Source organism: Bacillus sp. AFS059628, assembly GCF_002571225.1.
GTDB lineage: Bacteria > Bacillota > Bacilli > Bacillales > Bacillaceae_G > Bacillus_A.
The window spans coordinates 35,636-59,112 of sequence record NZ_NVEC01000061.1; the positions used below are offsets into that span (position 1 = coordinate 35,636).

General features: G+C 37.4%; 20 protein-coding genes and 1 riboswitch. Of the genes, 10 read left to right on the forward strand and 10 right to left on the reverse strand.

The window, feature by feature from the left end; translation table 11 throughout:
• Nucleotides 1–103: 103 nt before the first annotated feature.
• The 3 genes from COL05_RS20545 to COL05_RS20555 are packed head-to-tail and all read right to left on the reverse strand — an operon-like array spanning nucleotide 104 to nucleotide 2,049.
• A complete protein-coding gene (locus COL05_RS20545; protein WP_000379634.1) occupies nucleotides 104–421 on the reverse strand; it encodes a PTS sugar transporter subunit IIA in 318 nt (105 codons plus the stop codon).
• A gap of 9 nt (nucleotides 422–430) precedes the next feature.
• Nucleotides 431–1,732 (reverse strand): PTS cellobiose transporter subunit IIC, encoded by a 1,302-nt coding sequence (gene celB, locus COL05_RS20550; protein WP_098669946.1) that lies wholly within the window; start codon nucleotides 1,730–1,732, stop codon nucleotides 431–433.
• Between the two features lie 14 nt (nucleotides 1,733–1,746).
• Entirely contained in the window at nucleotides 1,747–2,049 is a 303-nt protein-coding gene (locus tag COL05_RS20555) for a PTS sugar transporter subunit IIB (protein WP_048528123.1), read from the reverse strand.
• Between the two features lie 223 nt (nucleotides 2,050–2,272).
• Between COL05_RS20555 and COL05_RS20560 the strand changes: the two genes are divergently transcribed.
• The 3 genes from COL05_RS20560 (at nucleotide 2,273) to COL05_RS20570 (ending at nucleotide 5,319) form a co-directional block, all read left to right on the forward strand.
• Nucleotides 2,273–3,490, forward strand: a complete 1,218-nt coding sequence (locus COL05_RS20560) for a dicarboxylate/amino acid:cation symporter (RefSeq protein ID WP_098669947.1) — start codon at nucleotides 2,273–2,275, stop codon at nucleotides 3,488–3,490.
• Nucleotides 3,491–3,738: 248 nt separating this feature from the next.
• A complete protein-coding gene (locus COL05_RS20565; protein WP_098669948.1) occupies nucleotides 3,739–4,896 on the forward strand; it encodes an acyltransferase in 1,158 nt (385 codons plus the stop codon).
• 42 nt (nucleotides 4,897–4,938) lie between these two features.
• Nucleotides 4,939–5,319 (forward strand): VOC family protein, encoded by a 381-nt coding sequence (locus COL05_RS20570; RefSeq protein ID WP_098669949.1) that lies wholly within the window; start codon nucleotides 4,939–4,941, stop codon nucleotides 5,317–5,319.
• 39 nt (nucleotides 5,320–5,358) lie between these two features.
• On the opposite strand, the gene COL05_RS20575 is transcribed toward COL05_RS20570, so the two are convergent.
• The gene (locus tag COL05_RS20575; protein WP_098669950.1) at nucleotides 5,359–7,359 is read right to left on the reverse strand and encodes a YhgE/Pip family protein; all 2,001 of its coding nucleotides are present in this window, start codon (nucleotides 7,357–7,359) and stop codon (nucleotides 5,359–5,361) included.
• A gap of 135 nt (nucleotides 7,360–7,494) precedes the next feature.
• Between COL05_RS20575 and COL05_RS20580 the strand changes: the two genes are divergently transcribed.
• Complete coding sequence (locus COL05_RS20580; protein WP_098669951.1) at nucleotides 7,495–8,379, forward strand: LysR family transcriptional regulator; 885 nt, start codon at nucleotides 7,495–7,497, stop codon at nucleotides 8,377–8,379.
• A gap of 59 nt (nucleotides 8,380–8,438) precedes the next feature.
• On the opposite strand, the gene COL05_RS20585 is transcribed toward COL05_RS20580, so the two are convergent.
• Both COL05_RS20585 and COL05_RS31480 read right to left on the reverse strand, forming a co-directional pair.
• Nucleotides 8,439–9,524 carry a transcriptional regulator gene (locus COL05_RS20585; protein WP_142337594.1) on the reverse strand — a complete coding sequence of 362 codons (1,086 nt, stop codon included), beginning with the start codon at nucleotides 9,522–9,524 and terminating at the stop codon, nucleotides 8,439–8,441.
• 91 nt (nucleotides 9,525–9,615) lie between these two features.
• Complete coding sequence (locus tag COL05_RS31480) at nucleotides 9,616–9,765, reverse strand: hypothetical protein (RefSeq protein WP_002174240.1); 150 nt, start codon at nucleotides 9,763–9,765, stop codon at nucleotides 9,616–9,618.
• A 256-nt stretch (nucleotides 9,766–10,021) separates the two neighbouring features.
• Here COL05_RS31480 and cydA point away from each other — a divergent pair, with 256 nt between their 5' ends.
• From cydA to COL05_RS20605, 3 genes are all read left to right on the forward strand, one after another.
• Nucleotides 10,022–11,377 (forward strand): cytochrome ubiquinol oxidase subunit I, encoded by a 1,356-nt coding sequence (cydA, locus tag COL05_RS20595; RefSeq protein WP_098669953.1) that lies wholly within the window; start codon nucleotides 10,022–10,024, stop codon nucleotides 11,375–11,377.
• Nucleotides 11,370–12,395, forward strand: coding sequence for a cytochrome d ubiquinol oxidase subunit II (locus tag COL05_RS20600; RefSeq protein ID WP_098669954.1), 1,026 nt, complete (start codon nucleotides 11,370–11,372; stop codon nucleotides 12,393–12,395). The genes cydA and COL05_RS20600 overlap by 8 nt, the downstream gene beginning before the upstream one ends.
• Before the next feature lie 372 nt (nucleotides 12,396–12,767).
• Entirely contained in the window at nucleotides 12,768–14,126 is a 1,359-nt protein-coding gene (locus COL05_RS20605) for an arsenic transporter (RefSeq protein ID WP_098669955.1), read from the forward strand.
• Between the two features lie 153 nt (nucleotides 14,127–14,279).
• Here the strand turns inward: COL05_RS20605 and thiC are convergent, their stop codons facing one another.
• Together thiC and lldP are read right to left on the reverse strand one after the other, a co-directional pair.
• Complete coding sequence (gene thiC, locus COL05_RS20610; protein WP_098669956.1) at nucleotides 14,280–16,040, reverse strand: phosphomethylpyrimidine synthase ThiC; 1,761 nt, start codon at nucleotides 16,038–16,040, stop codon at nucleotides 14,280–14,282.
• Nucleotides 16,041–16,152: 112 nt separating this feature from the next.
• A riboswitch (TPP riboswitch) is annotated at nucleotides 16,153–16,268 on the reverse strand.
• A 71-nt stretch (nucleotides 16,269–16,339) separates the two neighbouring features.
• A complete protein-coding gene (lldP, locus tag COL05_RS20615; RefSeq protein ID WP_098669957.1) occupies nucleotides 16,340–18,001 on the reverse strand; it encodes an L-lactate permease in 1,662 nt (553 codons plus the stop codon).
• 283 nt (nucleotides 18,002–18,284) lie between these two features.
• Between lldP and COL05_RS20620 the strand changes: the two genes are divergently transcribed.
• Nucleotides 18,285–18,602 (forward strand): magnetosome magnetite crystal formation protein family, encoded by a 318-nt coding sequence (locus COL05_RS20620; RefSeq protein WP_098669958.1) that lies wholly within the window; start codon nucleotides 18,285–18,287, stop codon nucleotides 18,600–18,602.
• A gap of 91 nt (nucleotides 18,603–18,693) precedes the next feature.
• On the opposite strand, the gene COL05_RS20625 is transcribed toward COL05_RS20620, so the two are convergent.
• Entirely contained in the window at nucleotides 18,694–19,185 is a 492-nt protein-coding gene (locus tag COL05_RS20625; protein ID WP_098669959.1) for a metal-binding protein, read from the reverse strand.
• Nucleotides 19,186–19,235: 50 nt separating this feature from the next.
• Complete coding sequence (locus tag COL05_RS20630; protein WP_000435504.1) at nucleotides 19,236–19,601, reverse strand: YkvA family protein; 366 nt, start codon at nucleotides 19,599–19,601, stop codon at nucleotides 19,236–19,238.
• Between the two features lie 545 nt (nucleotides 19,602–20,146).
• On the opposite strand from COL05_RS20630, the gene COL05_RS20640 reads away from it, so the two are divergent.
• A complete protein-coding gene (locus COL05_RS20640) occupies nucleotides 20,147–22,075 on the forward strand; it encodes an LTA synthase family protein (protein WP_098669961.1) in 1,929 nt (642 codons plus the stop codon).
• Nucleotides 22,076–22,586: 511 nt separating this feature from the next.
• On the forward strand, nucleotides 22,587–23,471 hold the full coding sequence (locus COL05_RS20650; protein WP_098669962.1) for a D-amino-acid transaminase: 885 nt from the start codon (nucleotides 22,587–22,589) through the stop codon (nucleotides 23,469–23,471).
• Nucleotides 23,472–23,477 lie beyond the last annotated feature (6 nt).

The window sequence follows — 23,477 nt, forward strand, 5'->3', positions numbered from 1 at the left end:
CCCTTACTCATTTCTAAAAAGGAGGATTGTAAATACCATCAGTGGAACGAACACTCCACTGATGGTACAGACACATACATAAAAAACCTTGCATACGCAAGGTTCATTCAGCTACCGACATCTTCTTATATAATTCTACAAATTCACTCGCTAATTCCTTCACCGTAATTGCATTCATTAAATGATCTTGTGCGTGCACCATCAAAAGGGTAACTTCGGTCTTTTCCCCACCAGCTTCTTTCTGTATGAGATCCGTTTGTACACGGTGCGCCTCTTTTAATTCTTCTAACGCTTCTTGTAATTTAGCTTCTGCTTCTGTAAACTCTCCACGCTTTGCGCAATCAATTGCTTCCATTGAACAACTTCTCGCATTTCCCCCATGCAAGATTAAGTGAAAGGCCTTCGTTTCTATCGTATCCATTTTAGTTCTTTACTCCCCCTTTTCTTCCGCCACTTTTTGTTTATCCCATATTTTTAAGAACGGTAAATAAATGAAGAATGCAAGCGCAAAGTTAACAAGTTGTAAAACAACACCTGAAATTTTCCCACCTGATCCTAAATATCCACTAAATAGAATTGGTGTCGTCCAAGGAACAGCAGCACCGCTCGGACGAGCAACTAATCCCCATTCCATTGCAAAGTAAGAAACAATTGTTAACACAACTGGAACCAATATAAATGGAATTAATAAAATTGGATTCATGACAATCGGCATCCCAAAAGTTACCATCTCATTAATATTAAATATACCAGGCGCAATTGACAATCTACCTATACTTTTTAATTGCTGACTTCGGGCAAATAATAACATTCCTACAACTAAAGCAAGCGTTGCACCAGATCCGCCCATATAAATCCATAAATCAAAAAACTGTGCAGTAATCGTATTTGGTATATCTTGCCCTGCTTGGTAAGCAATTCGGTTTTGATCCATTAACGACAACCAAACGGGACTCATTACACCACCAACAATAGTAGCTCCATGAATTCCACATGACCAAAGAACATGAACGAGAATAACAGCTATTATTGCGCCCCAAAGACTAGCACCAAGTACACTAAGTGGTTCCTGTAAAATTTGCCCTACAATATTATGGATACTGCCAAAAGAAGTATTTTCTATAATTAAGCGTAAAAGCCAAATAACCGTTACAACAATAAATCCTGGAACAAGTGCGGCAAATGAACGTGTCACAGCTGGCGGAACTGTCTCTGGCATCTTTATAATTATCTTTTTTTGTACAATAAACCGATAAAGCTCAGTAGATATAAGTGCAATAATCATTGCTACAAATAACCCTTGGCTTCCCATTAATGCAGCTGGGATAGCACCTTCTACAAGTACACTCTCTTTTGTACTTGGTATAATATATGCAACTTGAAATGGCGTCGCAAGTAAAAATGTCACAAGCGACAATGCCCCGGATGCTAAAGCGTCCACTTTATAATATTCTCCAAGCCTGTAAGCGATTCCAAAAACAGCTATTAAAGCCATTATATTAAAAGTTGCACTAACTGGATACCCCAAAGCCCTCTGCCAATTCTCCCCAAACAAACCGGCCATAAAATCATTATAACCTGGTATTGGTAAAGCACTAATGATGAGGAAAAATGATCCTATAATTAAGAAAGGCATCGTCAATACAAGTCCATCACGAATCGCTAGCAAGTGCCTCTGCTCTGCAACCTTCCCTGCTACTGGCATTACATATTTCTCTAAAAACCGTATCATCTATCCCACTCTCCTCATGGTTTCATTGACAAAGCTGCTTGCAGGATTGCTTCCCCATTACAAAGGCCGTAATGGACGGACTGAATGACATCAACAGGTATCCCTTTCCCTTTACATAACTCTTTCATTTTCGGTAATAAATAGCGTACTTGTGGTCCAAGTAAAAGTACATCAGCTTCATCTATGTGACTATTTACTTCAGAACCTGATACTGCCCAAATCTTTACCTCTATCCCTCTTGCCTCTGCTGCTTTCTCCATTTTCGTAACAATTAAACTGGAAGACATTCCCGCTGCACAGCAAAGTAAAATATTCATCCCTTTTCCCTCCCCCTTTTTCCAAACCTAAGTCACGGTGCATCCTTTGCCACCACTAGGTTACAAATATATATGTCTAGATTTCCTGCTGTATGCCGAGCTTAAAAACAAAAATTTCTCGGTTTTCACGCTATTCCATCTATCATTATTCTCCTAGTAAAGAAGACGCTAACTCGCTATAATAATTCAGTATGATTTTTTTAATTGATAGGAGGATATATTTATGAAGGCATATCGCTTTCCACTTATTTTATTATCTTCTATCCTAATTGGTGGTTTCATTGGTTATTTCATGGGTGCCGATGCAGTTGCTTTAAAGCCGCTTGGTGACATTTTCTTAAACTTAATGTTTACGATTGTTGTACCGTTAGTGTTCTTTAGCATTGCATCATCTATTGCTAATATGGATGGATTAAAACGTTTCGGTAAAATTATGTCTAGTATGGCTGGGACTTTCTTATTTACAAGTATTTTAGCTGCTATTTTTATGATTATTGTCGTGAAGGTATTCCCGCCAGCACAAGGTGTTGTATTAGAACTAACACAACCTGACAAAGCTGAAAAAGTAGTTAGTGTTGCAGATCAAATTGTCGGTATTCTAACAGTATCTGACTTCTCGAAGTTACTATCTCGTGAAAATATGTTAGCTCTTATTTTCTTTTCTATTTTAATGGGGGTTGCAACTTCAGCAGTTGGTGAAAAAGGAAAGCCATTCGCTACATTCTTACAAGCTGGTGCAGAAATTTCAATGAAAGTTGTATCTTTCATTATGTACTACGCTCCAATCGGACTTGCTGCTTATTTCGCAGCATTAGTTGGTGAATTTGGACCACAACTTCTTGGAACTTACTTCCGAGCAGCAATGGTATACTATCCAGCGTCTCTCATTTACTTCTTTGTATTCTTCACGTTCTATGCATACCTTGCAGGTCGCAAACAAGGTGTACAAGTATTTTGGAAAAACATGGTCTCTCCTACAGTTACATCACTTGCAACTTGTAGTAGTGCTGCTAGTATTCCAGCGAACTTGGAAGCAACGAAGAAAATGGGTATCTCGTCTGACGTTCGTGAAACAGTTGTCCTTCTTGGATCTACACTTCATAAAGACGGCTCTGTTTTAGGCGGCGTATTAAAAATCGCATTCTTATTCGGTATTTTCAACATGGAATTCGAAGGACCGAAAACATTAGCAATCGCACTTGTTGTTTCTCTATTAGTAGGGACAGTAATGGGCGCTATTCCAGGCGGCGGTATGATTGGTGAAATGTTAATCGTTTCTTTATATGGCTTCCCGCCAGAAGCATTGCCAATTATCGCAGCAATCAGTACAATCATTGATCCTCCTGCAACGATGTTAAACGTAACAGCTGATAACGCTTGTGCCGTAATGACAGCTCGCCTTGTAGAAGGTAAGAACTGGATCAAAAACAAATTTGCTTAATAAATAGAAAGAGGATGCTCGTTTTGAGCATCCTCTTTTTGTCGTTATTTGTTGATAAGTCGATATCCCTTGTCGAAACGTCGATATATTGAAAAAAACGTTGATATATTTGAAGTTATGAACGATATATCCAAAAAATCGTCGATATAATCCATTCCGCCACAAATTTGTTAAAACCTTCACAAATATTCCACACTCATTATCCATTCTCCGTACTATAATCATGTATGGAAAAGGAGATGGACACAATGACACAAAGCGCACCAGAATTTAAAGTTTTGCAAAGCATTGCATTCCTTGCTGTCGTTTTGCAAAGTTCGTTATTATATACAATGAATCAAGGACATGTTTTACTTGAGCAATCCCTCATTATGGGCATGCTATTTAACCTTGCAAAATTTTCAGCACCTGCATTCATATTTATCGTCGGCTTTCACTTAATTCGGCAATATACGAAGCAACTAGCCTACACAGAATATCTTTATGAAAAAGCCACACATTTACTCATTCCTTATTTCTTCTGGTCTATTCTTTACTTATTAACAACAAACGATATGATTACACTACAAAGCGGAATAAAAAGTTTATTACTCGGAACAGCAGCACCCCATCTTTGGTACGTAATTATGATGTTCCAAATTCACTTATTGTTCCCTTTGCTATGCACGCTATTTTATTGGTTTCAAAAACGAACAGAAAATAAAAAAGACATATATAAATATATGACCGTCTTTGCTTCTCTATATTTCCTCTTAATGTGGTATTCTTCTCACTACATTTTTAATGGAGAGAAATTGACTAGCTCAACCATTTTGCATTATACAGACCGTTCCTTCTTCTTCTACTCATTCTATTTTGTCATGGGAGGAATCGCTGCTGTCGCACTAAAAGCGTGGCGTACATTTGTCATAAAACATATTCCGCTTATTACAATCTTATTTTTTATCTTATTTTTATTCATCAATTATGAGTTATTTAGTTTTTACGGAGCAAACTCTATTCATTTAACCGTTTCGACTTATTTAAAACCGTCTATGTTTTTATATATCGTATGCGAGATTATTATACTTTACGTGCTGTCTATTACAATCGTACAGCGACGCGGTTTCTTATATAAAGCTTTACGCTTTATCGGGAATTACACATATGGCGCTTATTTAGCTCACTTTTTCTTCTTGCAACTATGTACAAAATTTCTTTCTTTATTCACACTGCAAGAAAACACCATATTATATAGCCTATTATTATTTACAATAACGGCCACAATCTCGATTTCAGCAATGGTCATTTGTAGTACACTACCATTTCATACGTGGATTACGGGCCCTTCTCCTAGGGCAAATATGAAATGGGCGAAGATTGTACTTCGGAAAAATCACGAAAAAGTATTCAAATCATATCTTTGATATAATAGAATTCCATACAAGAAAAGAAAGTAGGACAAACCTATGATTAATCAAATTGGACAAATTATGTTATATGTAAATAACCAAGACGAAACAGTGCAATTTTGGACAGAAAAAGTAGGGTTCCAAATCATCGCTGAAGAAAATAACGGAAAAGGATTTCGCTGGATTGAAATCGCTCCAACGAAAGATGCAGGCACAAGCATCGTCCTTCACGATAAAGCGTTAATTGCGAAGATGCAACCTGAATTAAACTTACATACGCCTTCACTTATGTTCTTCTCTAATAACTTAGTTCAACTGTATAAAGATCTTTCTGAGAAAAACGTTACAGTTGGGCAAATTGTAGATTTACCTACAGGTAGAGCATTCAACTTTGCTGATAACGAAAATAATTATTTTGCGGTAATGGAACGTAAATAAAAAGAAGCTATCCGAAAAAATCGGATAGCTTCTTTCATTTTAAGAAACTTGTTCTGCATTCGTTTCCTTATGCTGTATATGACTCGTGATCCAAGCAATTCCGCCGGCAACAACGAGATAGCATAATAATATTAAAATTTGCATTTGTAATTGCGACCAATCTCCTAAAGAAATCACATCTTGTAATCCTCTAAGAGAATGGGACATTGGGAGAAATTGTCCAATCTTGCTAAGAATAGCTATATTTAATTCTCCTGGGAAAGTACCTCCGCTCGTCGCTAATTGCAAGACGAGAAGTGTTACCGCTAAGAACTTTCCAACGAGACCAAATACCGTTACTAACATGAGAATAAATGTCATGAACGTAAAGGAAATAACAATACTTGATAAAATAAAGAGTGGCACACTTGCAACTTCTAATTTCATAGCTCCTAGCACAACCACATCTACTAGTAATGCTTGAATAAGTCCAATTACATATACCAATCCTAGTTTATTAATAAAATGTACCGTTCCGCTTACCTTCATATTTTGTCTACGGCCAAGAGGTAAAATATTCGATGCCATAATTCCGCCAACATAAAATGCAAGTGATAAGAAATATGGTGCAATACCTGAACCGTAATTAGGTACATCAGAAACTGTCGACTTCACTAATTGAACTGGCTCTGAGAACATCGTATTGCGTGCATCATCATTGCGAACATCCGCTATCTTCTCTGCTCCATCCCCCAATTTCGTAGAAAGTTCTTTCGCGCCATCGTCAAGTTTAACAAGTCCGTTCGTTAATTGATCAGCACCATGATTTAGCTCTGTTCCGCCACTCGCAAGGTGATTTACACCTTCTTGTAATGATGTAAATCCACTTCCCCACTTCGTAAATCCATTAGCTAAATTCGCAGCACCATCTGCAATCTTTTTCGTTCCAGTAGTAGCCTCATTTAACTTAACTCCAAATGTATTCATGCCTTCTTCAATCTTATGTTGACCGTCAGCAAGCTTCTTCGCGCCTTGAGTCAATTGTTGTTGGCTATTATTTAAAGAGTTTGTTGCTTTAGCTAATCCATTAGAAGTAGCAATAATCTTTTGAAAGGCAGGATCTTGTTGCACTTCTGGATGACTTTTCACGTACTCTTCTAATTGTTGTTTCATACTATTAGCCGCACCATCCGCTTTTACTTGGCCTTCAGCAAGCTTCTCACTTCCGTTCAACCATTCATTTGTACCCGCACTTAATTCACTAACCCCTGATTGTAAAGTTTTTTCACCTTGCATCAATAACTCCATCCCGCTATGAAGCGAGTTTGCTCCTTGGCTTAGCTCGTTTGCTCCGCCAGTTAAGGCTGATTGGCTAGCAGCAAGTTTTTCACTTCCCTCTTTCACTTTTGATGTCCCGTCACTTAAACGATGAATACCATCTACAAGCTGATTCGCCCCATTTTTTGCATCTGTCGTTCCTTCATGTAACTTTTCAGCGCCATTACTTGCATCACTCAATCCTTGCGCTAAGTCTTGAAACTTTGAAAAGACACCTTCTGTATAAGATTTCGTAATACTATTTGAAATTTTTGTTTTCATATTTTCAACAGCTGTCGTTCCAATTTGAGCTGCTACAAAGTTTTTACCCGGATTTACTTTGTACTGAAGCTGCGCTGGCTCTGGCTTCTCATCCATTAGTGTACTTACCTTTTGAGAGAAGTCCTCTGGAATCGTAACAACCATATAATACTTATCTTCTTTCAACCCTTCATCAGCATGTTTTTCTGATACGAAATGAAAAGCTAGATCCTTATTCTCTTTTAAATTTTTTACAAAATCGTCTCCTGCGTGAATTGTTTTTTCATCCATCGCAGCACCCTTATCTAAATTTACAATCGCAACAGGTAATTTATCTAATTTCCCATATGGATCCCAGTATCCAGCTAAAAAGAATCCTGAATAAATTAAAGGAACGATTAATAAAAAAATTAAAGCGATACGTCCATGTTTATGGTGCCACATCGCTTTCCAATCTTTAAATATAAGTTGAATTCCATTCATGAAACATACTCCTTCTCCTAATTTCACACCATTACAATGGTTTAACAGATTTACTATACACGCCACTTTTCATACTGTATAATACATCTTTAATTATCAATTCATTCCTTTTGGTCTATAGAAAGGAGAATCAAAATGGAACTTCTTCAACTAAAATACTTTCAGACAGTCGCACGATTAGAACATATGACAAAAGCGGCTGAGGAATTGCATATTGCACAACCTTCACTCAGCAAAACAATCGCTAGATTAGAAAAAGACTTAGGCGTCCCGCTATTTGATCGCCAAGGTCGACAGATTACATTAAACTCTTTTGGGAAAGTATTTTTAAAACGAGTAGAGCGCATTTTTCATGAATTAAGTGAAGGTGAACGAGAAATTAAAGATTTAGCTGAATTACAACAAAGCTCTATTACACTGGCAGTTTCTATTCCGAGAATATTACCAGAACTACTCGGTTCTTTTTTACTAGAACATCCTAACGTTCGGTTCCAACAGTTTCTCGCATCTACTCCTTCTATGAAACGACAACTAGATAATATAGAAATTGACTTTTGCATTTCTTCTGTGCCAATTGAAGGCGAGGAAATTATGTGGGAACCACTTATTACAGAAGAAATTTTCTTAGTCGTCCCTTCAGGTCATCGTTTATCAGGACGCGACAGTATTCACCTGCATGAAGTAAAAGACGAATCGTTTATTAGTATGAACACTGGTTACGGATTTCGGCACTTAACAGATGAATTTTGCAAGGAAGCTGATTTCACTCCGCATATCGCTTTTGAAGTAGATGAACCAACCGTAATTAGCGACCTTATTAAGCAAGGTCTCGGCATCGCTTTCGTCCCAAGTTTAACTTTATTAAAAAACTCTACTTTAGCATTAAATAAGTTACGTATTATTGAACCGAATTGCGAGCGAACTATCGGCTTAAGTTGGTCGAAAAAACGCTATTTATCGAAAACTGCTCAGCAATTTCGTGAATTCGTGATTAACTACTTCTCTAATATTAAGACGTAAAATTATATGGATAAATAACGATACAAATAGAAGGTGCCCCCTCAAAAGGATGGCACCTTCTATTTCTTACTCTTCTCCAATTCCATTTCCGCTAAAAGTGGCAATACGTTATCGAAAATATGTGTATTATTATTTCCGCCCGTTACGTATCCACCATAATATCTACTAAATACATTATCATTTCGAAATGTAACCATATGATCATATAATTCCTTTGCAAACTTTGTATCACCTGTTTGTAGTACGTACATAATCGTTAATCCGTAAGCCGCTGGTGATTCATAATTCACAGTTTGTTTTCCCGTTTCTAAATTGTAACGACCGTATAGCTTTCCATCCTCCTGAAATTTCTTCTTTATAAATTCCAAGTAAGCATCTGATGAAAGGCCACCTAGACTCCGGTGATAAGCAACGTATGATTGATCAATTAGATTCACTTCTTTATCGTACGTAAATGTGCCATCTTCTTTATACTCTTTCGGGAATGCCCAGCCATGCCTTGGGTAATTCGCTAAAAATTGAACGACTTCCTGATATTGCTGAGCAGAAACTTTGCCGTACTTCTTCATATAGGAGAATGCGTGCGGATTTAAGTATGATGTCGTTGCAAAATTATTTTGCTTCCCTGCATCTGCATCATAATAATCAACGTAATAATTACCTTTCTTATTATAACGAATGACAGCGTCACTCAATTGATCTGCCAAGTTTTTATAACGCTCTTCCTTATACATTTCATAAGCACGATATAATTGCTCTATAATACGAAGATCATCTATAAGTGCATTGGTAGCCGATTGCATTTCTCCCTTTTCAGAGATTTTCCATATAACGATTTGATCCTTATGTACAAAGTTATTTTGAATAACCTTAACTTGTTCATCGAATAACGCTTGATCGTCTTTATCGAGTGTATATTGTAGCCATAGCCCTGCCGATTCCGATAGAGCTTCACGGCCCTTCGCTTCACCCGTGCCTGCCTTTGTATCCGCTAAACGATATGTAGCAAGCGTCCCATTGTCATTCACCATATGTCTCAAAATAAAATGTTCTGTACGGTTTCCTTGTATAGCTGACCAAAATACAATTCCACCTAAAGCGATTGAGAGAACAACTCCAACCCCTATATATAAACGTTTCCGCAATCCTTTCACCTCCCTATTAAGGCTAACCTTAATTTTACCAGAACATACACAAATTCAAAAAAGACAATCTATTAGATTGTCTCCCGTTCCTCTATCCCTCACAAGCCTCTTTAGAAGGTCTATATAGCGATTCCACAAGTCGATCATACTCCCGACGCGTAATCTCTTTATTATACAGCTTCAATAATAAATCTCTATGCTCTTTTGAAAATGCCATCTTTTTAATGACTTCAGGATACATAAAACATCCTCTCCATTTCACATAAACTTCTTCACCCCGGAAAAATAGAACTTATGTTCGCATAAAAGATTATAAAATATTCCTTACTAAAAAACAAACAAAATATTATTAAACATTAACTTCTTTCTTTTTAGAATATTCAAACATTATATTACCATATCCACTTTTTAAATACATATATATTTTTGGTAGTTTTTTTGAATAAATCTTCCAATTCAATCAGAAAATAATGGCAAAAAAGAAGAGGAGTTTACATATGGATACGGTAACATTAGCAAGAGCATTTTTCGGTTCTTCATTAGCATTCCACATTATCTTTGCAACACTTGGCGTGGGACTTTCATTAATGATTTTTATAAGTGAAATACTCTACCACTGGAAGAAAGATTCCGACTACGCCATTATGGCGAAAAGATGGACGAAAGCGTTCGCCATCCTTCTCGGTGTAGCAATTCCGACTGGAACAATCGTTGGTGTGCAAATCTCACTTCTTTGGCCTGGTTTTGCCAAAATTGTTGGGCAGGTTATTTCTGTCCCCTTTCAAATTGAGATTTTCGCCTTCTTTTTAGAGGCTTTGTTCATGTCCATTTATGTATACGCAGCTGACAAACTCCCTCCATTCATGAGATTAATCTCATTATTCTTCGTCATGATTGGTGCCACGGCATCTGCCGTGCTTATTACATCAGCAAATACATGGATGAATACACCAGCAGGCTTTTCAATGGGGCCAGATGGATCCGTTTTTAACGTTGATCCTTGGAAAGCTTTCTTTAATCCGAGTTTTGGCACAAGCGCATTCCATGTTGTGATTACAGCCTACGCAACTGGAGCTGCTGTCATTGCCTCCATCGCTGGATTTAAATTATTAAAGAAAAATTTAAGTGAGCGTGAAGTGGCGTATCATAAAAAAGGACTGCTGTTAGGACTCGTTGTGACATTTATTACAGGGGCTACGATGTGGCTTTCGGGACACGAATCGGCAATTGCCTTACATAAGCATTCTCCTGAAAAACTTGCATCTGCTGAAGCTTTATTTGAAACGACATCACATGCACCGTTATCAATTGGCGGCGTTGTAGATCCTAACACACTTGAACTAAACTATGCACTAGAAATTCCGAACATGCTTAGCCTACTAGTTGGACTAGACCCTAGCACGGTCGTAAAGGGACTAAATGAATTCCCACAAGAAACATGGCCACCATTTTACACACATACACTATTCAACTTAATGGTCGGCACCGCTGCCTTCACCTTTGCAGTTGCAGCAATTTCCCTCTTATATTGGTACTTTGTTTACCGAAAAAAAGGCGCAGAATTACCGAAGTGGCTTCTTTGGGGAGCGGCCGCATGTGGACCAATTATGATGCTCGGCATTGAATTTGGATGGATTTTTAGCTGTAGCGGTCGTCAACCGTGGACCATTTATGGTATGCAACGTACAGTCGACGCTTCTACACGCGCTGATTTTGTCGGTCCTTTATTTATTCTATTCATCATTTTATATATTGGACTCGGTATTTTAACTGTTTTTGTACTACGGACATTCTTTAAGAAACATCCGCTTACAAATGATTTACATCACGAAGGAGGCGATTCTCGTGCATGAGGAAAGTATTGCAATCATCATCTTATGGGCTCTTATTTTCGTTTATAGTATCTTGGGGTCCATCGATTTTGGGGCAGGTTTTTGGGGCATGGTATACGCAAAACATCCAACGCTCGCTGCTAAGCTTGCCAACCGATACTTATCACCAACTTGGGAAGTAACAAATACATTTCTTGTCTTTGTCGTTGTCGCTTTTCTCGGTTTCTTTCCGAAAGCCGCTTTCACCCTTGCGACAGTCATGTTCGTACCAGTTATGTTAATTTTAATACTCATTGCAATTCGTAGTACATTCATGGTATTTGCTTACTCTGTACCAAAGTATCAGTATCTTCTTCGGGTTATTTCAGGTATTACCGGGCTCTTAATTCCAGCCTTATTAATTACCGTTTTACCCGTTACAGAGGGGGCTTATATTACAATGTCTGAAGGAAAAGAAGTACTCCTGTATGGAAAGCTTCTTTCTAGCCCAGTGATCTACTGTTATATGCTCTTTGGGCTAACTTCGGAACTATTTCTCTCTTCTCTCTTTCTTGCTGATTTTGCGAAAGAGCAAGGTTCAGAAGATTCGTATAGAATTTATAGAAGAAACGCCATCATCCTTGGTCCTGCAACACTCGTTACGGCGATTATCGCCCTCGTTGTAATGGACCCGGAAACACACTGGCTTATGCAAGGACTCATAAAGCAATTCCCATGGTTTACAGTTTCTATCGTTTTATTCGTTATCGGGTACTCTTCTCTTTGGTGGACAAACAAGAAGTATGACTCACTAGGATACCCTCGTATTGCCGTTTTAGCAGTCATCGCTCAATATGCATTTGCAAGTTACGCTTACGGTGTTGCACATTTACCGTATATTATTTATCCTGATGTAACTGTATTTACAAGCTTTACAACGGTCGAAACATTCTATGCATTGCTTATTCTATATGCAATTGGCATTGCAATTTTATTACCAGGATTTATTTTCTTCTGGAATTTATTCTTGAAGGATCGAACTTTTTTAAAGGAAAAATAATTCACCCTTGGAGTCTGTCCCAAAAATCATATTGGGATGGGCTCCTTTTGTCATGTTTTTTCGACAAGTTGATATATTTTAAAAATCACTGATATATTTTGAGTTACGCCGATATATTTTAAAAATTGCTGATATATCTCAATAATTGCCCATATAATTTCTATTTACTATCTTACTGCCCCCCTAATTTATAGACTCCTCTCACAATAGTTATTTCACTATTCGTGACACTTGTCCTTTCGCTTGAAAAACACATATTCACTTTATTCCATTATATGTCTAGTTCTTCCTATTTTTCGCTGAATATACTACTAATACAAACCTTGAGACAAGCTACATTGGTTTAAGGAAAAGTAGAAAGGTAGGTAAAATATGAGCATTGAAATATGGGTTACTATTATTGTATTCTTCTTAACGATGATTGTTATCTTTTGGCGACCCCGTGGTTTAAATGAGGCGTGGCCGGCAGCAATTGGCGCTGGCATTATCTTGATTACTGGACTTGTATCAAGACCAGACGTCATAGACATTATTAGTAAAATTGGCGGTGCCTCTATAACAATATTAGCGACCATCGTTATGGCGGTTATATTAGAAAGCTTTGGCTTCTTCCACTGGTCCGCGGCGAAACTTGCAAACTTAGCAAAAGGCTCTGGTCGTCGTTTATACTGGTATATTCAATTATTATGTTTTCTTATGACTCTTTTATTTAATAATGATGGTAGTATTTTAATTACAACTCCAATTTTAATTCTTCTTCTAAAAAACCTTCAATTAAAACCGCATCAACAAATCCCCTATTTATTAAGCGGTGCTTTAATCGCTACTGCATCCAGTGCACCAATTGGTGTAAGTAATATCGTAAACTTAATTGCATTAAATATCGTGAATATGACTCTTTATATGCATACTGCTATGATGTTTGTACCTGCAACATTAGGACTATTGTTTATGTCATGGCTTATGTATACAGTGTTAAAGAAAAAGCTACCAAAAAAATTACCTGTTTCTTCATATGATATCGAAGAAATATTCTTCACAAAAAACTTCCATCCGTTAAAAGGAAAAAATTCAGTTGATACGAAACAAAAACGGACAAGATTCATGCTAAAAGTATTAGGCTTCGTCTTCCTTATGCGCTGTCTTCTATTCGTTGCATCCTTCTTATCCATCCCAATTGAAATTGTTGCCGTACTCGGTTCACTCATTCTTCTCATCTGGAGATGGTACTACTTACGAACGAATCCTGTCGACATTTTGAAAAAGACACCGTGGCACATTTTAATTTTCGCTTTCTCTATGTATGTCATTATTTACGGGCTTCATAATGCAGGATTAACAGCGGCGCTTGTAAATTGGCTTGAGCCAGTGGTAAGTCAACATCTACTCTATGCTAGCTTTGCAATGGGCGGACTAGTCTCCCTCCTCTCCAACGTCTTCAACAATCACCCTGCACTTATGATTGGGACAATCACATTAACAGAAATGGGACTAGATCCAATCACTTTAAAAACGATCTATCTCGCAAACATTATTGGTAGTGACATCGGTTCACTATTATTACCAATCGGTACGCTAGCTTCCCTCATATGGATGTATATCCTGAAACAAAACAAAATTAAAGTAAAATGGAAAGACTATTTAAGTGTATCCCTTATCGTTATTCCACTCACAACAGTCGTCACATTATTCCTCTTATTCTACTGGGTACATCTCTTCTTCGCCTTATAAAGTGAAACTTTAATCAGTGGGTGTCTTATTACTGCCCATTAAAGTGGGATAAACGACAGAAGCCCGCTTTGCTACCGTCTTAGCAAAGCGGGCTTCTTCTATATTTAAGTTAGGTACTACAGTGTGATCAATCAAGTAAAGAGGTGTAACGTGTTATTGGTATAAATGACTACCTGTTTCTTTAAATTCTTTCGCTTTCTCTTTCATTCCTTTTTCAATTGCTTCTGTCGTTTCTAAATCATTTTCTTTTGCATATTCCCGAATATCATGTGAAATTCTCATACTACAAAACTTCGGTCCACACATAGAACAGAAATGAGCTGTTTTCGCGCCTTCTGCTGGCAATGTTTCATCGTGATACTCCATCGCACGTTCAGGATCTAAAGATAAATTAAATTGATCGCGCCAACGGAATTCAAAGCGAGCTTTTGAAAGTGCATCATCACGCTGATGAGCCGTTTTATGCCCTTTCGCAAGATCAGCTGCATGCGCTGCAATTTTGTACGTAATAACACCCGTGCGTACATCATCTTTATTCGGTAAACCTAAATGTTCTTTCGGCGTTACATAGCAAAGCATCGCCGTTCCAAACCAGCCAATCATCGCAGCTCCAATTGCAGATGTAATATGGTCATAACCTGGTGCAATATCTGTCGTTAATGGCCCAAGTGTGTAAAACGGCGCACCCTGACAAATATCAAGTTCTTTCTCCATATTCTCTTTAATTAAGTGCATCGGTACATGCCCAGGTCCTTCAATCATCACTTGCACATCATGTTTCCAAGCAATCTTCGTTAATTCACCAAGTGTTTCAAGTTCAGAGAATTGCGCTTCGTCATTTGCATCTGCAATCGAACCTGGACGTAATCCATCTCCAAGAGAGAACGAAACGTCGTACTGCTTCATAATTTCACAAATTTCTTCAAAATGAGTATACAAGAAGTTTTCTTTATGATGGAATAAACACCACTGTGCCATAATCGAACCACCGCGTGAAACGATACCTGTCGTACGCTTTGCAGTAATCGGAATGTAGCGAAGTAATACGCCCGCGTGAATTGTAAAGTAATCAACGCCTTGCTCCGCTTGCTCAATTAACGTATCACGATACACTTCCCACGTTAAATCTTCTGCAATTCCATTTACTTTCTCCAGCGCTTGATAGATCGGTACAGTTCCAACTGGTACAGGTGCGTTACGAATAATCCACTCACGTGTCGTATGAATATTTTTACCTGTAGATAAATCCATAATCGTATCTGCACCCCAGCGCGTTGCCCACGTCATCTTCTCTACTTCTTCTGCGATAGAAGAGGATACAGCAGAGTTTCCGATATTTGCATTGACCTTCACATGGAAGTTACGTCCAATAATCATCGGTTCTGCTTCCGGATGGTTAATATTTGCTGGTAAAATAGCTCGACCTTCCGCGATTTCCTTACGAACAAACTCAGGCTCTACTCCTTCACGGATCGCAACATATTCCATCTCAGACGTAATAATGCCATTACGTGCATAGTGCATTTGCGTAACATTTGAACCTTGCTTCGCTCTAAGCGGTTTGCGACCCATTTGCGGGAAAACAGGTGTATGTTTCGAAGCTACCTTCACACCGTCATCCTCTGGTTTTACTTCGCGCCCTTCGTACGCTTCTACATCCCCGCGCTCTAAGATCCAAGAGTGGCGCGGTGCCTGCAACCCCTTTTCCAGCTCCACTTTATACGCAGGATCTGTATAAGGACCGCTCGTATCATATACACGAATTGGCGGATTCGGAATGCCGTTCGTTTCACTTTGTTCAATCTCACGCATCGGCACTTTCATACCCGCGCGTGGCCCATCCACATATACTTTCTTACTTCCTGGTAAACTCGATTTCAATTCAATTTGCTCAGATGAAACAGATTGTTTCATAACCTTTGTTGCCCCCCTGTACGTGACAAGGACGAGATATGGCCAGCGTATGCCAAAATAAAAAGAGCCAGGTCCATAAAAAAATAAGGACCTGGCTCATAAAGACATCATTATGTAAAGCCGTTAACTTCCCTACGCTGGTACGAGCCAGATCAGGTCCAAAGGGTTAAGAAGTTCACGCGCTTCTCTCTCAGCCTACGCATACGTTAGGCACCCCTAGTTTATCACTGATTTAATTTTCAATACTTTCTCATCATACACGATAATCTGAAAAATGCAAAGTTTATTTCTTTTGTTACTTATGGAATCATCCACGTTAAATAATATGCCTGTACATACGTCATAATACCAACAATAATGACGAAGAATAAACTATGCTTCACTGTAAAGCGGAATAAATCTGATTCTTTTCCAGCAAGTCCAACTGCTGCACAAGCAATTGCAATCGATTGCGGAGAAATCATTTTTCCTGTTACACCGCCCGTTGTATTTGCTGCAACGAGAAGTACTTCAGATACACCGACTTGCTGCGCTGTAATCGCTTGTAAATTCGAGAACAATGCATTTGCTGACGTATCAGATCCTGTTAAGAATACCCCAATCCAACCTAAGAATGGTGAGAAGAACGGGAATAGTGCTCCAGTTCCTGCAAGCGCTAACGCTAATGTAGAAGATAAACCAGAATAGTTTGCAATAAATGCAAATCCTAATACGAATCCAATAGATAGAATTGGCATTTTAAGCTCATTTAACGTTTCTTTAAATGTCGCTACTGCATCTTTTACACTCATTTTCAAAATAAAGATAGAAATGATACAAGCAATTAAGATTGCTGTTCCTGTTGCTGATAATACATCAAACTTCAAAATCGCCTCGTAAGGCGTTGGTTTATTTACAATTGGCTCTGCTTTCATTACTAAATTGTGTAAGCCTGAAATTTCAAACTTAAACACGAGGCTTTCCAATGCGCCGCCTGGAGCAAATAAAGCTTTAAAGAAACTTTGACTCCAAATGACTACCATCACAGTTAAAATAATAAATGGAGACCATGCTTTTACAACTTTCCCTACTGTTAGTTTCGGCATAGATGTTGCCGTCGTTGTCGCAGCTACTTCACTATTTGCTTGTTTAGACTGATAAATTTCTTTCGGCTGCCAAACTTTTAAGAATAGCGATAAACTCACTAAACTTACTAGTGCTGACGTAATATCCGGAAGTTCTGGTCCTAAGAATGTTGCTGTAATGAACTGCGTAATTGCAAATGAACTACCCGCTACAAATAGAGCAGGCCATGTTTGTCTTACCCCTTTAAATCCATCCATTAAAAATACGATGAAGAACGGAACAAATAATGATAAGAATGGTAGCTGATGTCCAGCCATTTGTCCAATTTTATGTGGATCAATACCAGTTACTTGTCCAGCAACTGTAATCGGAATTCCCATCGCTCCGAACGCTACCGGTGCCGTATTTGCGATTAAGCAAAGACCCGCTGCATATAAAGGATTTAATCCAAGACCTGCAAGAAGCGCTGCCGTAATCGCTACTGGTGCACCAAATCCTGCTGCTCCTTCTAAAAATGCTCCGAATGAAAAACCGATTAAAATAACGAGTAAACGATGGTCATTCGTAATGGATAATACAGATGCACGAATGACATCAAATTGACCTGTTTTCACAGATATTTTATATAAAAATACCGACATAATGATAATCCAAGCAATTGGCCATAATCCGTATAAAAAACCATATCCGGTCGCTGCCATCGCCATTGTGAACGGCATCTTATAAGCAAATAACGCCACTAAAATTGTAAGTACAACTGTAATAAAACCTGCCACATACCCCTTCATGCGGAAAACTGCTAACGCTAAGAAAAAAAAGATAATCGGAATAAGTGCGACCGCTGCCGAAATCCAAATATTTCCGAACGGATCATAAACTTGTGTCCATGTGTTCATTGTTTTCTCCCCCTAAAGAATCCCCTTTTAAATAGAATAATCCCATCAATAGACTATCAGGTCATCATACCTTTAAGTCTAAAATAAAAAACGTTTAAGAAAACGTTTTCAATAATTTTATCACAACAAATTCCATTACAAAAGATTTTTTTGAAAATTTTATTATTTAGTATGAAAATCTTACAAAAACGTCACGTTCTTGTAATGTTCATCGATAGGAAGCTCGCTACATTTCCTGCATAATAAAGATATAACAACAGATATTATTTATGAGGTGATATATATGAACGGAAACAAAATATTAGCAGCTTTATCATACTTTAGTGTATTATTTGCCCCTATTTTATTCCCAATCATTGTGTGGATCGTGGGTGATTCTGAAACGAAACCACACGCAAAACGTGCTCTATGGACACACATTATTCCAAGTATCGCGGCATTTATCGGATTTATTATTCTAGGAATTATGGGTATCGGATCAAATCAACCAGACGTAACACTTGGCATTGGATCAATGATCATCTTATGTATTTGCGGTATTATTAGCTTATACTACTTCATTTGGAACATCGTAAAAGGTATTAAAATACTGACAGCTTAAGTTTAAACAAACGTTTGATTAAAACAGCACGGTAATACGACAACCTTTTAATAAGAAAAAAACGTCCCAAAATATCTTTTGGGACGTTTTTTTATCTTCTGCGTTTTTTCTTTTTTCTCATCATTTTTTTGCGGCGCGTATTCACTTTATCCGCTATAATGTGAAGCGTACTTGCTACAACAATTCCCATTACGAACGTTACAATTTCAACCTCATGTTCCTTCGCCATTTCTATTAAATTCCCATCAAACGCAATTACATTTAATAGGAATAAAAACGGAGAAAACACAATTAACATGTATGCAATACGAATTACATCACCAAGTATAATTGTATGTGTAAAGAAGGAGCGATGCGGCATGACCTTCTTATACGGATACCAAAATATACGCAGGAATCCCCATTTATTATACGCATTACTATACGTATCTAAATCCGGTGTTAAAAATGTAGTACCTACTAGAAAACCAATTGCAAAAGTTAATAAAAAATCAAAATTTGTTAATCCATACGAAAAGAGCATAAACAAAACAACCGGAAGGGATATTAAGTTTATTTTCGTATGCGTTCTTCCTGATGGCATAATGCACTTCCTCGCTTACGTTTGCCCTGTCACCATATGACAGTTCTCACCTATTGATCTAATTTCTGATCGATAAAGGATGTGTCTATATCCGAACCAAACCATTCTGCCAACTTCACTCGTGCCTTATCTTTCACATCTTCATTGACGTATAACGACGCTTGTAATAGCGCAGCCATTAACGCCCCTAAATCATCCGTATAACCAATTCCAGCAACGAAATCTGGAATTGCATCAATCGGTGCAATAAAATAAGCAAGTGCTCCAATTACAATAATTTTCACTCGTTTTGGAACATCCGGTTTCTGCAAAACGTAAAACAATAATAAACTTGCATAAATAACCGATTGCCCTGCTTGTTTTGCAACATGTTTCACTTTTTTCCAAAACGCTTCAACTGAAAATTTTTGTTCCATATAAAAGCCTCCCTATTTTTTAAAAGAAATAAGCTACAATATGTTATCAGTAAAAGTTCATCAAAATTACACATAATCTATCAATGAACTTCCATTGTAACAAACAAACGAAAAAAGAACAAGTGTTCGTTAATTTTTACATACTTTCCTTCATATAATAGGTTTCTAGATAACCACTTACCTATTGTCATTTCTTATTTCTCAACAAGAAAATTTTCACTTTCACTTAACATTCCGCTCTACCTTTGTTATATTTTCTAGTTGACGGACATATAAACGAATGTTAAAGTTTTCTCTGGTAGTGACAAATCTCATACAAAAAATGTAAAATGTTATAGTGTTTCTCAGAAATGAATTTTGTTGTATAATACAGAAATGACGTTATGCTTATGAGTAACACAAGAAACTAAAAGGGTATGCATAGTTATAGTCGTATATGGGTGAATATAGAACCTCTAATTATGGCCAAGAAAACTATGTATTTTTTATTTTAGCATTTTTCGCTCCAAAATCGACCAAGCCTGATAGAGAAAGGGTGGAAATGAATGAAAGAAACCTTGAAATCACAATTTCAAAACGTGCGTTTCACGGTATTCGTAGCTTTAGCTTTATGGCTGAAGACGTACCTTATTACACGCACAAGCTTTGATTTAAAACTTGAATCTTTCATGCAAGAATTCATTTTATTCCTTAGCCCATTAGCAGCATCATTACTGCTTGTTGGTCTTGCATTATTTGCAAAAGGGAAAAAACGTAACTATATAGCACTTGGAATTAATTTTGTTTTAACAATCGTTCTTGTTGGTAACGTAATGTTCTACGGATTCTACAATGACTTCGTTACTTTACCAGTACTAGGACAAACATCTAACTTTGGAAGTTTAGGTTCTAGTGTGAAAGAATTGTTTAACTACAAAATTATCCTTGCATTTGCTGATATTATCGTATTCTTCATTTTATTGAAGAAGATGAAGAATTTTGCACCGACAGAACGTGTAGCACGCCCAATGCGTTCCCTATACTTCGTGTCAACAGTTGCTATTTTCTTCGCAAACTTAGGACTGGCAGAAGCTGAGCGTCCTGAACTATTAACACGTTCATTCGACCGCGTTATGCTTGTTAAAAACCTAGGTTTATATGTACACCAAGTGTATGATCTTGGCTTACAAGCAAAATCAAGTTCACAAAAAGCCTTCGCTGACGGTAGTAAGTTACAGGAAACAGAGAACTACGTAAAAACAACGCAAAGCAAACCAGATCCAAATATGTTTGGTACTGCAAAAGGGAAAAACGTAATTGTTGTCTCTCTTGAGTCATTACAAACATTCTTAATTGGTGCAACAGTTAACGGACAAGAGGTTACACCATTCTTAAACCAATTTACGAAAGAAAGTTATTACTTTGATAACTTCTTCCATCAAACTGGGCAAGGAAAAACATCAGATGCTGAATTCTTAGTAGATACTTCAATGTATCCGCTAGACCGTGGTGCTGTATTCTTCACACACGGTAATAATGAATATACAGCAACTCCAGAAATTTTACGTGAGCAAGGATATTACACATCAGTATTCCATGCGAACAACGCAACATTCTGGAACCGTAACATTATGTATCCGGCACTTGGTTATGACCGTTACTACAACGAACTTGACTACAAGATTACGCCAGAAACAAAATTAAATTGGGGATTAAAAGATATCGAATACTTCGATCAATCTATCGATATGTTAAAACAAGTGAAGCAACCGTTCTACACTCGCTTCCTTACTTTAACAAACCATTACCCATTCACTTATGATGACAGCACGAAATTAATCGATGAATACAATTCTGGTGATGGCGTGTTTGACCGTTACATGGTAACTGCTCGCTATTTAGACGAAGCAATGAAACACTTTATTGAGCGTCTAAAGGCAGAAGGCATTTACGACAACTCAGTTATCGTATTCTACGGTGATCACTATGGTATTTCCGAAAACCATAACCGTGCAATGGCACAGTTCTTAGGAAAAGAAGAAATCACTGCATTTGACCATATGAACTTACAAAAAACACCGATGTTTATTCACGTTCCAGGTCAAAAAGAAGGTAAAACAATTTCAAAACCAACTGGTGAAATTGACATTAAACCAACAATTCTAAACTTACTTGGTGTAGATTCTACGAATCAAATTCAATTTGGTCATGATGTATTCTCACCAGAAAATAAAGGATTCGTTGTTCTTCGTGATGGTAGCTTCGTTACAGATAAGTACATGTACACAAACAGTACATTCTACGACCGTAACACCGGTGAAGTTGTACAACTACCAAAAGAAGAATCTCAACCACTCATTGATCGTGCCCAAAATGAATTGAACATGTCTGACAAAATCATTGAAGGTGACTTACTTCGCTTCTCTGAAAGTAACAAGACCAAAACTGGTGAAGTAAAGACAGCTATTAAAGAAGAAAAGAAGAGCGCTGAGTAATCTCAGCCTCTTTTTTTTATATTTCTCCATACAATTACTTATATTCATTAACTTTAACATTACATAACCTTTACCAAATATTCACATAGAATTAACGAAACATCTCTATAATAAAATATGTAAACGAGGTTCTCTATATTTCTTATCTCTCATCTGTAATAAGATCCCTTAAAGAAATATGTGAATCGTTTATTTCTACTTTCTTATAATTGTCTTTCAATATGTTTTGTTTCCATACACAAAACATTCAATAAGACGATGTCCCTATGAAAGATAGCTACCCTCCTTGTGCAGCATTCCATAAGAATGTTGCTTTTTTTTATTGAAAAGCAGGATTCTTATTTCCTATTTTCGAATTTGTATATACAAAATGCTATACACCACCACTACTTCTCTACCATTTACAAATACATATACGTCATATGTAAAGAAGTACTCACATAAAAATTACTATAGTGATTTTTATTCCAAATGAATGAAAGTTTCACTTTACTTATGTACTTACGAAAGGATGGGACGAAAATTGGCATATGAAAGATTTGTACTTTGGAATGATGCAGTTATTGATACAACAAAACAAAAAACGTACATAGAACTCGAAGAAAGAGGCTTACAGTTTGGAGATGGTGTCTACGAGGTTATTCGCCTATATAAAGGGAACTTTCACTTATTAGATCCGCATATCACAAGATTATATCGCTCCATGGAAGAAATAGAATTAACACTTCCTTTCTCAAAAGCAGAACTGATTATCCTACTTTATAAACTAATCGAAAATAATAATTTCCACGAAGATGGAACGATTTATTTACAAGTATCTCGTGGTGTACAAGCTCGTACCCACACATTTTCATATGACGTCCCTCCGACAATCTACGCCTACATTACAAAGAAAGAAAGACCGGCGTTATGGATTGAATATGGTGTACGTGCTATATCAGAACCGGATACGCGCTGGCTACGCTGTGATATTAAATCATTAAATTTATTACCCAATGTATTAGCTGCTACGAAAGCGGAACGAAAAGGTTGTAAAGAGGCTCTTTTCGTACGAAATGGTACTATAACTGAGGGAAGCCACTCTAACTTCTTTCTAATTAAAAACGGAACTCTTTACACACATCCAGCTAATCACCTTATTTTAAATGGCATTATTCGTCAATATGTCCTTTCTTTAGCGAAAACCCTTCGCATTCCGGTACAAGAAGAGCTTTTCAGCGTTCGTGATGTTTATCAAGCGGATGAATGCTTTTTTACAGGAACGACAATTGAAATTTTACCGATGACTCATCTCGATGGAACCGCAATCCAAGATGGTCAAGTTGGTCCTATCACTAAAATGCTACAAAGATCCTTTTCTCAAAGTTTATTACAATCCAATATGTCATCTTCTTAAACACGA